The sequence below is a fragment of the Variovorax ginsengisoli genome, from assembly GCF_030486595.1.
Classification (GTDB): domain Bacteria; phylum Pseudomonadota; class Gammaproteobacteria; order Burkholderiales; family Burkholderiaceae_C; genus Variovorax; species Variovorax ginsengisoli_B.
In genome coordinates this window covers 12,976-25,950 of record NZ_JAUJZH010000013.1, presented here as the reverse complement: position 1 = coordinate 25,950, position 12,975 = coordinate 12,976, and the positions used below count along the sequence as shown (strand labels likewise).

Here is a 12,975-nt window from a genome sequence, read left to right as displayed (position 1 = left end):
CATTTCGTTCGCTTCGCCATGTCCCAACGCCGAACCGCTTCATCGCCACCCGCCCGCGCGGCGGCGGCCGATGCACCGGACACGCGCGAGAACCAGCTGCTGGCCATCGCGCGCAGCCTGTTCGCGCGCGACGGCTACGAGCGCACCTCGATGCGGGACATCGCGGAAGTCGCAGACATCACCAAGGCCGCGCTCTACTACTACTTCCCCAACAAGGAAGCGCTGTACGAGCGGGTGGTGCTGGAGTCGATGCAGTCCCTGGTGGACGACGTGTCCGCCGCTGTGGCCGCCGCGGACTCTCCGACGGCGCGCATCCGCGCCTTCATGCAATCCTCGGCGGACGTGTTCGACCTGGCGCGCGATCGGTGGATCGCCGGCTCCCGGGCCTTCCGCGAAGGCGGCAGGGGAGGGCAGCACCTGGCCGCGATCGCGCTGCGCGACCGCTACGAGAACCTGTTGCGGCAGTGCATTTCCGAGGGCATCGCCAGCGGCGAGGTGCGCGCCATCGATCCCGCCATCGCGGGCCGCTTTCTTCTGTCCGGCCTGAACCAGATGACCAACTGGCACCGGCCCGATGGCCGCCTGGGCGTCACCGAAGTGATGCGGCAGTTTCTGGACATGGCGCTGCACGGCTTGCTCGCCGAAGCGCGTCCGGCGGACACGGCAGCCGCCGGGCCGCCCGCGGCCCGCTCAGCCAAGGCCTGAACCATGAGAACCATGCTTTCCACCTTTCTCGCTCTTCTCATTGACCGGCCGGCAAGTCATTTTTGGAGAAGGGCTGCGGCGACAGCACTGTGGGCAGTCGCCGCGCTGGCCACGCTGCCGGCGGCTGCGCAGACCCCGCCGTTTCCCGGCGGACCCGTCACGCTGATCGTGCCGTATGCGGCGGGCGGCCTCACCGACAACCTGGCCCGCGCCCTGGGCCAGCGGCTCGCCGAGCGCTGGGGCCAGCCGGTGATCGTGGACAACCGCGCGGGCGGCGGCACGGTGATCGGCACGGCGGCCGCGGCCCGTGCGCCGGCGGACGGCAAGACCCTGCTGGTGACCAGCTTCGGCTTCACCACCAACCCGTTCATGATGTCCCACCTGCCCTACAAGCAGAGCGCGCTGGAGCCGCTGGCGATGATCGCCGTCGCGCCCGCCATCCTGTTCGTGCATCCCTCGGTGCCGGCCGACGACGTGCCGTCGCTGGTGAAGTACATCCGGACCTCGGGCAAGCCCTTCAGCTTCGCCTCGTCGGGCAACGGCTCGAGCCCGCACATCGGTGCCGAGCTGTTCGCCTCGCAGATCGGCGTCAGCATCGTCCACGTGCCGTACAAGGGCAACGGCCCAGGGCTGAACGACCTGATCGGCGGCCAGGTTCAGGGCATGTTCGATTCGAAGGCGGCGCTGGCCTTCGTCAAGGCCGGCAAGCTCAAGGCGCTCGGCATCAGTTCGCTGAAGCCGTCGACCCTGGCACCCGATCTCAAGCCGATCGCGCAATCGGGCGTGCCCGAGCTGGCCAACTTCGCGACCGCGAGCTGGTTCGGCGTGCTGGTGCCCGAGGGCACGCCGAAGCCGATCCAAAGCCGGCTCCATGCCGACATCCGGGCGGTGCTGGACACGCCGGACATGCGCGAGGCCATCGACCGCGCGGGTGTCGAGCCGCTGCCCATGACCCAGGCCGAATTCGCCGCCTACCTGAAGTCGGAAGCGGAACGCTGGGGCCCGGTGATCCGGGACAAGAACATCAGGGCGGATTGAGACCATGCAAGCACACGCACCCCTGGCGCCCGCCGACCTGAAGGTCGAGGGCCGCCTCGCCGGCCGGCGCATCCTCGTCACCGGCGCGGCCTCCGGCATCGGCCACTCGGTGGCCGAGCTCTTCCTGCGCGCCGGGGCGCGCGTCGCGGCGCTGGACCGGCAGCGGCCGGAGGGCCTGCCGGGCGAGGCGCTCTGCCTCGAAGCCGACGTGACCGACCCGGATGCCGTGGAACGCGCGGTGGCCCACGCCGCCGAAGCCTTTGGCGGCCTCGACGGTCTGGTCAACGCCGCGGGCATCGCCAACACCGACTGGGCCGACCAGGTGAGCCTGGCGGACTGGAAGCGCGTGCTGGAGGTGAACCTCACCGGCAGCTTCATCGTCTGCCGCGCCTGCCTGCCGCACTTGCGCGAGGCAGGCGCCGGCACCATCGTCAACTTCGCGTCGGGCCAGGGCCTGGCGCCCTTCAAGCAGCGCAGCGCCTACGCGGCCTCGAAGGCCGGTGTGATCTCGCTCACCCGCTCGCTCGCGATTGAATGGGCACCGCAGGTGCGCGTCAACACCGTCTGCCCCGGCGCGGTCGACACGCCCATGGTGCGCGGCGGCTACAGCCCCGAGGAATTGCGCGAGCAGGTCGGCCCGCGCTACGCGCTGGGCCGAATCGGCGAGCCGCACGAGATCGCGCTGGCCGCGCTCTACCTGAGCAGCGCCGAATCCTCCTTCGTCACCGGCATCGTGCTGGCGGTCGACGGCGGGCGCAGCTACCACTGAACCGGATCGGACCAAGGAGACTTCATGAACGGCCTGATGCAACAGCATCCCCTGCTGCTGTCCGGACTCATCGACCATGCCGCGGCCTTCCACGGCGACCGCGAGATCGTCAGCCACATGCCGGACGGCAGCACCCACCGCAGCAACTGGCGCGAGGTGCAGCAGCGCGCGAAGCGCCTGGCCAATGCCCTGGCGCATCTGGGTGTGGGCGCGGGCGACCGGGTCGCCACGCTGGCCTGGAACACGCACCGCCACCTGGAGCTGTACTTCGGCGTTTCGGGCATGCAGGCCATCCTGCACACGGTCAACCCGCGGCTTTTTCCGGAGCAGATCGCCTACATCGTCGACCATGCCGAGGACGGCTATGTCTTCTTCGACATCAGCTTCGCAGCGACCCTGGCCGAGCTGGCGCCCCAGCTCGGCCGCGTGAAGGGCTTCGTCGCGCTCTGCGAGCGTTCGCAGATGCCGGACGTGAAGCTGCCCAACCTGCTGTGCTACGAGCAACTGCTGGCCGACGCGTCGCCGGCACTCGAATGGCCGGTGTTCGACGAGAACACCGCATCGTCGCTCTGCTACACCTCGGGCACCACCGGCAACCCGAAAGGCGTGCTGTACAGCCACCGCTCGACGGTGCTGCATTCCTTCACCGCCTGCGCGGCCGACGGCCTGGCGATTTCGGCGCGCGACAGCGTGCTGCTGGTGGTGCCGCTGTTCCATGTCAACGCCTGGGGCGTGCCCTATGCGGGCGCCATGTGCGGCGCCAAGCTGGTGCTGCCCGGCCCGCATCTGTCGGGCGAGAACATCTATCGCCTGCTGCGCGAGGAACGCTGCAATTTCTCGCTGGGCGTGCCCACCGTGTGGCTGGGCCTGTTCGACTACATCGAGCGCAACCGCGCCGCGCTCGACCTGTCGGAGATCGCGCTCGAACGGCTGATCGTCGGCGGCTCGGCGGCGCCGCGCGCCATGATCCAGAAGTTCGAGGAGCTCTTCGGCGCCTACGTGATCCATGCCTGGGGCATGTCCGAGACCAGCCCGCTCGCGACCATCGGCACCCTGCTCGACAAGCACCGCGAGCTGCCTCTCGCGCAGCGCTACGACGTGCAGGCCAAGCAGGGCCGCGCCATCTACGGCGTGCAGATCGAGATCTTCGGCGAGGACGGCCAGCCGCTGCCGCACGACGGCAAGGCCTTCGGCGACCTGAAGGCGCGCGGGCCCTGGGTCGCTTCGGGCTACTACCGCGGCGACGGCGACGCCACCGATGCCGCGGGCTGGTTCCCGACCGGCGACGTCGCCACGCTCGACCCCGACGGCTTCGTGCAGATCACCGACCGCTCGAAGGACGTCATCAAGTCCGGCGGCGAATGGATCTCGTCCATCGACCTCGAGAACGCGGCCGTGGCGCATCCCCACGTGCAGGAGGCCGCCGTGATCGGCGTGGCCCACTCGCGCTGGCAGGAGCGCCCGCTGCTCCTGGTCGTGCCCAAGACCGGCATGCAGCCGACGCGCGAGGACATCCTGGCCTTCATGTCCGGCAAGGTCGCCAAGTGGTGGATGCCCGACGACGTGGTCTTCGTGGACGCGCTGCCGCATACCGCCACGGGCAAGCTGCAGAAGCTCAAGTTGCGCGAACAGTTCCGATCTCACCAGCTTCCGACGGACGTGGCCGCGAGCGGCCCGGCCGCATGACGCGCGCGACGTTCGCGCAGCACCAAGGCTCCCAACCCATGACCCATCTCGACGAAACCCAGACGATGCTGCGCGACAGCGTGCAGGCATTCCATGAAAGACACCCGGCCCCGGCGCGCGTGCGGCGCCTGCGCGACCAGGCCATTCCCTTCGACCGCAGCGTCTGGCGCGAGATGGCGGAGGCGGGCTGGAGCGGCGTGCTGGTCCCCGAATCGCTCGGCGGGCATGGTCTGGGCGCGGCGGAGGCGATGCTGATCGCCAGCGAACTGGGACGCGGCCTGGCGCCGGAACCCTATGTCGCCTGTGGCTTGATGGTGGTGCAGGCGCTGGTGCCGCTCGCCACCGGCTCGGCGCCCGCCCGTGCGCTGCTCGAGCAGGTGCTGGACGGTCGGACGCTGGCGGCCCTGGCCTGGCAGGAAGCCGCCGGCGCGCTGGACATCGACGATGTCCGGATGCGCGCCGTCCGCAGCGGCGAGGGCTGGCGGCTGGAAGGTGCGGCCAAGTGCTTCGTGCCGCTGGCCGACGCTGCCGACGGCTTCCTCGTCTACGCGCTGGAGGACGGCATCCCGGCGCTGTTCTGGATCACGCAGCCCGCCGCGATCCGCACGACCCGCACCGTCGACGGACTCGACTTCGGCGAACTGGAGGTCGAGGGGCTTGCGCTTGCGGCCGACGCCCGGCTCGCCAGCGGCCCGGCGGTGCGCGACGCGGTCGCGCAGGCGATCGAGCTGGCCCGGCTGGCCAGCGCCTTCGAACTCGTCGGCGTCGCCGAACGGGCGCTGGAAGCCACGGTGGCCTATACCTCGCAGCGGGTCCAGTTCGGCAAGCCCATCGCGTCCTTCCAGGCGCTGCAGCACCGCATGGTCGACATGTGGATGCTCTGCCAGCTGGCGCGCGCCTCGGCCGAGAACGCCTTGCTGGACTGGGCGCGCCCGGCCGACGAGTCCACGCGTATCCAGTCGGTCCGCGCGGCGCGCGCACGCGCCGGCGCCACGGCGCTGGGGGTCTCGAAGACCGCGATCCAGCTGCACGGCGGCATGGGCATCGCCGACGAAACCGACATCGGCCTGTGCCTGAAGCGGGCGCTGGCGCTGTCGGCCTGGCTCGGCAATCCGCTGTGGCAGCGCGCCCGCTTCCTGGACCAGCTGATGAAGAGCGGCCGCGTGCGCCAGTCCGACAACTCGCCCCTGGTGGTGCCGGAGGGCGTCGACGTGGCCGAGCTGCCCGACGACGAGTTCCGGCGCGTGCTGGCGACCTGGATCGCCGCCAACTACCCGCCCGAGAAGCGCTTCATGAAGAAGCGCGCCTACTACGCCGACATCTCTGACTGGTACCAGGCGCTGTCGAAGAAGGGCTGGCTCGCGCCTGCCTGGCCCAAGACGGCCGGCGGCATGGGCCTGTCGGCGACCAAGCAGGTGATCTACGCCGAGGAGATCGCACGCCACGGCTGCGCGCGCATTCCGGATCACGGGCTCGCGATCGGCAAGCTGCTGCTGATGCACGGCACGCCGGCCCAGATCGACTACCACCTGCCGCGCGTGCTCAGCGGCGAGATCATGTGGTGCCAGGGCTACTCCGAACCGAACGCGGGCTCCGACCTGGCCAGCCTGCGCACGCGCGCCGAGCGCGACGGCGACTTCCTGGTCGTCAACGGCCAGAAGACCTGGACCACGCTGGGTCCGGGGGCGGACTGGATGTTTGCGCTGGTGCGCACCAGCAAGGTCGACGGCGCCAAGCAACGCGGCATCACCTTCCTGCTGATCGACCTGAAGTCACCCGGCGTGAAGGTGCGGCCGATCGTCAACCTCAAGGGCGAGGGCGAATTCAGCGAGGTCTTCTTCGACAACGTCCGGGTGCCGGTGTCGAACGTGGTGGGCCGCATCGACGATGGCTGGAGCGTGGCCAACTCGTTCCTGCGCGAGGAGCGCATCTTCTTCGGCACGCCGCGCCAGTGCGAATATGCACTGGCCCAGCTCGACCGGCTGGCCGAGGCCACGAATGCGCTCGCCGCGGGCGATTTCCGCGACCGCTATGCGCAGCTGGTGCTCGACGTGCGCGACCTGAAGGCCGCGTTCGAGCTCTTCATGGGGCGCCTGCGCGGCGGCGAAGAGCTCGGGCCGGAAGTGTCCTACCTCAAGGTCTGGGGCACCGAGACCTACCAGCGCATCACGGACGAACTGGTGCAGCTCGCGGGCGACCACGGCGGCCAGGTCGACGACGTGGTCATCGGCGACATCGCGGCCGACGTGATGAACCAGTACCTGGATTCGCGCATGCCCGCCATCTTCGGTGGCTCGAACGAGATCCAGCGCAACATCCTCGCCAAGCAGATCCTGGCGCTGCCTTCGGGCCGCGCCTGATACCCGGCCAAGCCTTCACCAACGACAGCAGGAGACACAGAAATGAACACCTTTCGCCACTCCATCGCGGCCTTGCGCGCCGTCCTCGCCACGGCCGGCTTGGCCGCGATCGCCGGCCTGGCCCAGGCCCAGATCTCGGACGACGTGGTCCGCATCGGCCTCATGGGCGACCTGAGCGGCCCGTATTCCGGCAACGGCGGGCCTGGCTCGGTGCTTGCCGCCAAGATGGCCATCGAGGACTTCGGCGGCAAGGTCAACGGCAAGCCGGTCGAGCTGCTGACCATGGACGACCAGAACAAGCCCGACGTCGGGCTGAACGCGGCGCGCAAGTGGCTGGAGGCCGACAAGGTGGACGCGATCGTCGGCGGCTCGGCCTCGTCGATCGCGCTGGGCGTGCAGACGCTGATGAAGGAAAAGCAGAAGCCCTACCTGATCGCCGGCACCGTCACCTCCGACCTCACCGGCAAGGCCTGCTCCCCGATGGCCTTCCAGTTCCTGGTCGACACCTATTCGCTGCCCAAGGCCGGCGTGCAGACGCTGATCGACAAGGGCATCAAGACCTTCTTCTTCGTGACCGTGGACTACGCCTTCGGCGCGGCGCTGCAGACCGAGGCCACGCGCTTCATCGAACAGGCCGGCGGCAAGGTGGTGGGCTCGGTCAAGCATCCGCTGGGCACCACCGACTTCTCGTCCTACCTGCTGCAGGCGCAGTCGAGCGGCGCCAAGGCGATCGTGATCCTGAACGCGGGGCTCGACCTGTCGAATTCCCTCAAGCAGGCGGCCGAGTTCCGCATCACCAAGGGCGGCCAGAGCGTGAGCGTGTTCGGCATGACGATCAACAGCGTCGCCGCGATGGGCCTGGAGACCGCGCAGGGGCTGAACATCACCGTGCCCTTCTACTGGGACCGGGACGACGCCTCGCGGGCCTGGAGCAAGCGCTTCATGGAACGCAACAACGGGGTGGTGCCGACCTACATCATGGCCGGCGTCTACAGCGCCGTGACCCACTACCTGAAGGGCGTGCAGGCGGCCGGCAGCGATGCCGGCCCGGCGGTGGTCGAGAAGATGAAGGCCACGCCGGTGAACGACTTCATGTCCAAGGACGTGAAGATCCGCGAGGACGGCCAGGTGATGCGCCCGGTCTATCCGGTCGAGGTGAAGAGCCCCGCGCAGTCCAAGGGCAAGAACGACTTCTACACGGTGGGCGCCGCGATCCCCGCCGAAAAGGTGTTTCGTCCGCTGTCTGAAGGCGGCTGCGATTTCGTCAAGAAGTGAGCACGAGCGGGCAGGGGGCCACATGAGCGTACGACAAGAGATCATCGGCGACACGCGCGACCGGCTGGGCGAATGCCCGCTGTGGGATGCGCGCGACCAGTCGCTGTACTGGGTCGATTCCAAGGCCAGGCTGGTGCGGCGCATGTCGCAAGGCCGGTACAGCGAGTGGCGCACGCCGAGCGACGTCGGCTCGATCGCGCTCACGTGCAGCGGCCGGCTGGTGCTGGCGCTCGAGGACGGCTTCCACCTGATGGACCTGTCGACGGGCGCCGTGCGCCGGCTGGCGGAGGTACGGCACAAGGGCCCGGCCATGCGCATGAACGACGGCCGCACCGACCGGCAGGGCCGCTTCGTCGCCGGCTCGATGGTGATGGGCCGGCACGACACCGATGGCGGCTATTACCGGCTCGAGACCGACGGCAGCGTGACGCCGCTCTTCGACGGCATCGCGCTGGCCAATGCCACCTGTTTCAGTCCCGACGGCCGCCGCCTCTATCACGCCGACAGCCTGAGCGGCAATGTCAGCGTGGTCGACTACGACCCGGACACCGGGGCGGTCGGGCCGCGTCGCACGCTCTTCAGCACCCAGGCGCACGGGTCGGCGCCCGACGGCGCCACGGTGGATGCCGAGGGCTGCCTGTGGATCGCGCTGGTCCAGTGCGGCAAGCTCGGCCGCTTCCAGCCCGACGGCCAGCTGCTGACGCTCATCGACGTGCCGACGCCGTTCCCGACCTGCCCCTGCTTCGGCGGGCCGGACCTGGATGTGCTGTATCTCACCAGCATCCGCAACACCGGCAACCTGCTGCGCAGCGACCATCCGGATGCGGGCGCGCTGTTCGCCTTCCACGGCCTGGGCGTGCGCGGCCTGCCGGAGGTGCTGTTCGACGACCGGAGTCTGGCGTGACGAACCCGGCACACGCCACCGACTGCATCCTTCGCACCGAAGGGCTCAGCAAGGAGTTTCTCGGCTTCCATGCCGTGAAGGACGTGTCGCTGAACATCCGGCGCCACACGATCCATGCCCTGATCGGCCCCAACGGCGCCGGCAAGACCACCTGCTTCAACCTGCTGACCACCTTCATCCCGGCCAGTGCCGGACGCATCTACTACAACGGGCGCGACATCACGAAGAGCGACCCGGCCAGCGTGGCGATCGGCGGCATGGTGCGTTCGTTCCAGATCTCGGCGGTTTTCGGCCAGATGAGCGTGCTGGACAACGTGCGCGTGGCGCTGCAGCGCAAGGCCGGCGGCACATTCGCCTTCTGGCGCAGCGCGCGGGTGCTGGAGCGCCACACCGGGCGCGCGCGCGAACTGCTGGCCGCGGTCAACCTCGAGCCCTACGCCGACCTTTGCGCCGCCGACCTGTCGTATGGCCGCAAGCGCGCGCTCGAGCTGGCGACCACCTTGGCGCTGGAGCCCGAGCTGATTCTGCTCGACGAGCCGATCGCCGGCCTCGGCCACGAGGACATCGGGCCGGTGACGCGCCTGATCGCGCAGGTGGCCCGGGACCGCACGGTGCTGATGGTGGAACACAACATGAAGGTCGTGGCCGAGCTGTGCGATCGCATCACCGTGCTGCAGGCCGGCGAGGTGCTGGCCGAGGGCAGCTACGACGAAGTCTCGAACGATGCGCGCGTGCGCGAAGCCTACGTGGGAGGCGCCCATGCCTGAACAGAACGTGCCCTGCCTGGAGGTGCGCGGCCTCACCGGCTTCTACGGCGAGACGCAGGCGCTGCACGGCATCGACTTCGTGGTGCAGCCGGGGGAGGCCGTGTGCCTGCTCGGGCGCAACGGCGCCGGCAAGACCACCACGCTGCGCGCGGTGGTGGGCCTGCTCGCGAAGCGTCGGGGCCACATCGCGATCGACGGCCGCCCCACCCAGGGCATGGCGCCCGAGGACATCGCCCGCCTGGGCGTTGCCTACTGTCCCGAGGAGCGCGGCATCTTCGCCAGCCTGGACGTGGAAGAGAACCTGCTGCTGCCGCCAGTGCTGATGCCCGGCGGCATGACGCTCGAAGAGATCTACACGCTGTTTCCCAACCTCAAGCTGCGCCGCAAGAGCCCCGGCACGCGGCTCTCGGGCGGCGAACAGCAGATGCTGGCGATCGCCCGCATCCTGCGCACCGGCGCCAAGCTGCTGCTGCTGGACGAACCCACCGAAGGCCTGGCGCCGGTGATCATCGAGAAGATCGGCGAGGCCATCGGCATCCTGCGCCAGCGCGGCTTCACGATCCTGATGGTGGAGCAGAACTTCCGCTTCGCCTCGGGTGTCGGCGACCGCTTCTACGTGATCGAGGAGGGCAGGGTCGCCGAGCACTTCGACCGCCAGACCCTGGCCACCGACCACGCCCGCATCGAGGCGCTGCTGGGCGTCTGACGCGAGACAAGAAAACAAAGAGACACCCTATGCCGGACACCTTGTTTGGATTCCCACTGGCCGCCATCGCGGGCCAGGTGCTGGTGGGCATGATCAACGGCTCGCTCTATGCGTTGATGAGCCTGGGCCTGGCGATCATCTTCGGGCTGCTGCGCGTGGTGAACTTCGCCCACGGCGCGCAGTACATGCTCGGCGCCTTCGTCGCCTGGGGCCTGCTGGAGTACCTGGGCCTGAACTACTGGTGGGCGCTCGTGCTGGCGCCGCTGGTGGTGGGGCTGAGCGGCGTCGCGCTTGAGCGCACCCTGCTGCGCCGGCTCTATCACATCGACCATGTCTACGCGCTGCTGCTGACCTTCGGCTTCGCGCTGATCCTGGAGGGCGTGTTCCGCTACAAGTTCGGCGCCACCGGCCAGCCCTATCCGAACCCGATCGCGGGCGGGCTGGACACGCCGATGGCCTTCTTCCCCTGGTATCGGCTGTGGGTGATCGCCGCCTCGATGGGGATGTGCATCCTGACCTGGTTCGTGATCGAGCGGACCAAGCTGGGCTCCTACCTGCGCGCCGCCACCGAGAACCCGAACCTGGTGCGGACCTTCGGCGTGCGCGTGCCGCGCATGCTGATGCTGACCTACGGCCTGGGCGTGGCGCTGGCCGGCTTCAGCGGCGTGATGGCGGCGCCGATCTACCAGGTCAATCCGCTGATGGGCTCCCAACTGATCATCGTGGTCTTCGCGGTCGTCGTGATCGGCGGCATGGGCTCGATCGTGGGCGCGATCGTGGCCGGCTTCGGCCTGGGCGTGCTCGAAGGCATCACCAAGCTGGTGTATCCGGACGGCGCCGGCATGGTGGTGTTCGTGGTCATGCTGATCGTGCTGGCCGTGCGTCCGCAGGGCCTGTTCGGCAGCCTGCGCTGAAACCGCTCGAAGGAGACAACATGACCGCTACCTCCACATTCTTCGATCGCCACCGCACGGTTTTGCTGGCCGCTGGCGCGCTGGCGCTGCTCACCGCGCCGTTCGTGGCCTACCCCATCTTCCTGATGAAGCTGATGTGCTTCGCGCTGCTCGCGGCCTCGCTGAACCTGATGGTCGGCTATGTCGGGCTGCTGTCCTTCGGGCATGCCATGTTCTTCGGCTCGGCCGGCTACGCGACGGCGCATGCCGTCAAGGTCTGGGGCTTCGACCCGGCGCTGGGCGTGCTCTTCGGTGCTGCCGTGGCGGCGGCGATCGGCGCCACCACCGGCGTGCTGGCGATCCGGCGCGCGGGCATCGCCTTCTCGATGATCACCCTGGCCTGCGCCCAACTGGTCTATTTCATCGCGCTGCGCTCGCCCTTCACGGGCGGCGAGGACGGCATCCAGAACGTGCCGCGCGGCAAGCTGCTCGGCCTGCTGAGCCTGCAGGACAACCTCACGCTCTACTACGTGGTCATGGTCGCGGTGGTGGCCGCCTTCTGGCTGATCTGGCGCGTGGTGCATTCGCCTTTCGGGCAGGTGCTGACCGCCATCCGCGACAACGAGCCGCGCGCCATCTCGCTGGGCTACCGGGTCAACCGCTACAAGCTGCTGGCCTTCACGCTCTCTGCTGCGCTGGCCGGACTGGCCGGCGGCATGAAGAGCATCGTGTTCCAGATCGCCACGCTCACCGACGTGAGCTGGGTCACCTCGGGCGAGGCCCTGCTCATGGGCATCGTCGGCGGCCTGCAGACCATGCTCGGCCCGGTGGTGGGCGCGATGGTGGTCGTGACCATGGCCAACCAGTTGTCCGCCTTCGCCGAGGCGGTGATGATCGTCCAGGGCACCGTCTTCGTGCTGGTGGTCATGCTCTTCCGCCGTGGCATCGTGGGCGAGATCAATGCCTTCCTGGCCCGCCGCGCGAGACTCGGCCAGACCCCCGAGGCGGCCGCTGTGCCTCCCCGGACCCCGCGTGCCGGAGCTGTCCATGACTGAGCGTCCCGACCCCCTCTTGCTGCAGGGCCGGCTCGCCCTGGTGACCGGCGCCGCCGGCGGTATCGGCCGCGCCATCGCCGTGCGCTATGCGCGCGCCGGGGCCCGCGTGGTGCTGGCCGACCTGCGCGCCGAGGATTGCGAGGCCGCTGTGCGCGAGATCGCCGAGGCCGGCGGCAGCGCCCGGGCCTTCGCGCTCGACATCACCGACGTGCCGGCCTGCGCCGAGCTGGCCGAACGGGTCGGCCGCGAGATCGGCCTGCTGGACGTGCTGGTCAACAACGCCGGCATCCTGCTGCGCGAAGGCATCGACGCGCCGGACGCGCATCGCAAGATCCGCCGCGTGTTCGATGTCAACGTTATGGGCGGCTTCAACGTGCTGCACGCCTTCCTGCCCGCGCTGCGTCGGACGCGGGGCTGCGTCATCAACATCGCCTCGGGCGCGGCCTTCATCGCGCAGGCCGGCTGCATCGGCTATTCGGGCTCCAAGGGCGCGGTGAAGATGCTGACCCAGTCGATGGCGGTCGACCTCGCGCCGGACGGCATCCGCGTCAATGCGATCGCACCCGGCGTGATCGAGACGGCCATGACCGATGCCACCCGCGCCGATCCGCAGCGGCTGCAGGGCTTCCTGCGCCGCACGCCGCTGGGCCGCGTCGGCCGGCCCGAAGAGATCGCCGAGCCGGCGCTGTTCCTGGCGTCGTCGATGGCCAGCTACATCACGGGCGTCACCCTGCCGGTGGACGGCGGGGTGCTCGCCGCATGACCCTGCGAACCCGCCCTGGTGCGGCCCCGATTTGTTGACCAGAACCCCCATGGA

Annotated in this window: 12 protein-coding genes; all 12 read left to right on the top strand. The window is 69.3% G+C overall.

Annotation, left to right across the window (positions count from 1 at the left end):
- The first annotated feature begins 18 nt into the window (after window positions 1-18).
- From QZH52_RS18350 to QZH52_RS18295, 12 genes are read left to right on the top strand one after another with little or no spacing between them, the layout of a single operon-like run.
- Entirely contained in the window at window positions 19-705 is a 687-nt protein-coding gene (locus QZH52_RS18350; protein WP_301811714.1) for a TetR/AcrR family transcriptional regulator, read from the top strand.
- A gap of 3 nt (window positions 706-708) precedes the next feature.
- The gene (locus tag QZH52_RS18345; protein WP_301811712.1) at window positions 709-1,743 is read left to right on the top strand and encodes a tripartite tricarboxylate transporter substrate binding protein; all 1,035 of its coding nucleotides are present in this window, start codon (window positions 709-711) and stop codon (window positions 1,741-1,743) included.
- Between the two features lie 4 nt (window positions 1,744-1,747).
- The gene (locus QZH52_RS18340) at window positions 1,748-2,512 is read left to right on the top strand and encodes an SDR family NAD(P)-dependent oxidoreductase (protein WP_301811710.1); all 765 of its coding nucleotides are present in this window, start codon (window positions 1,748-1,750) and stop codon (window positions 2,510-2,512) included.
- Between the two features lie 24 nt (window positions 2,513-2,536).
- On the top strand, window positions 2,537-4,198 hold the full coding sequence (locus QZH52_RS18335) for a 3-(methylthio)propionyl-CoA ligase (RefSeq protein ID WP_301811706.1): 1,662 nt from the start codon (window positions 2,537-2,539) through the stop codon (window positions 4,196-4,198).
- Between the two features lie 38 nt (window positions 4,199-4,236).
- Window positions 4,237-6,558, top strand: a complete 2,322-nt coding sequence (locus QZH52_RS18330; RefSeq protein ID WP_301811703.1) for an acyl-CoA dehydrogenase family protein — start codon at window positions 4,237-4,239, stop codon at window positions 6,556-6,558.
- 42 nt (window positions 6,559-6,600) lie between these two features.
- The gene (locus QZH52_RS18325) at window positions 6,601-7,833 is read left to right on the top strand and encodes an ABC transporter substrate-binding protein (protein ID WP_286538117.1); all 1,233 of its coding nucleotides are present in this window, start codon (window positions 6,601-6,603) and stop codon (window positions 7,831-7,833) included.
- Window positions 7,834-7,855: 22 nt separating this feature from the next.
- Window positions 7,856-8,737, top strand: a complete 882-nt coding sequence (locus tag QZH52_RS18320) for an SMP-30/gluconolactonase/LRE family protein (protein WP_301811698.1) — start codon at window positions 7,856-7,858, stop codon at window positions 8,735-8,737.
- Window positions 8,734-9,504 (top strand): ABC transporter ATP-binding protein, encoded by a 771-nt coding sequence (locus tag QZH52_RS18315; protein WP_301811696.1) that lies wholly within the window; start codon window positions 8,734-8,736, stop codon window positions 9,502-9,504. Before QZH52_RS18320 ends, QZH52_RS18315 begins: the two co-directional genes overlap by 4 nt.
- Window positions 9,497-10,210 carry an ABC transporter ATP-binding protein gene (locus QZH52_RS18310; RefSeq protein ID WP_286538121.1) on the top strand — a complete coding sequence of 238 codons (714 nt, stop codon included), beginning with the start codon at window positions 9,497-9,499 and terminating at the stop codon, window positions 10,208-10,210. Before QZH52_RS18315 ends, QZH52_RS18310 begins: the two co-directional genes overlap by 8 nt.
- A gap of 29 nt (window positions 10,211-10,239) precedes the next feature.
- Window positions 10,240-11,124, top strand: a complete 885-nt coding sequence (locus QZH52_RS18305) for a branched-chain amino acid ABC transporter permease (RefSeq protein WP_286538123.1) — start codon at window positions 10,240-10,242, stop codon at window positions 11,122-11,124.
- A 20-nt stretch (window positions 11,125-11,144) separates the two neighbouring features.
- Window positions 11,145-12,158, top strand: coding sequence for a branched-chain amino acid ABC transporter permease (locus QZH52_RS18300; RefSeq protein WP_301811691.1), 1,014 nt, complete (start codon window positions 11,145-11,147; stop codon window positions 12,156-12,158).
- The gene (locus QZH52_RS18295) at window positions 12,151-12,921 is read left to right on the top strand and encodes an SDR family NAD(P)-dependent oxidoreductase (protein WP_286538126.1); all 771 of its coding nucleotides are present in this window, start codon (window positions 12,151-12,153) and stop codon (window positions 12,919-12,921) included. Before QZH52_RS18300 ends, QZH52_RS18295 begins: the two co-directional genes overlap by 8 nt.
- Window positions 12,922-12,975: the final 54 nt, after the last annotated feature.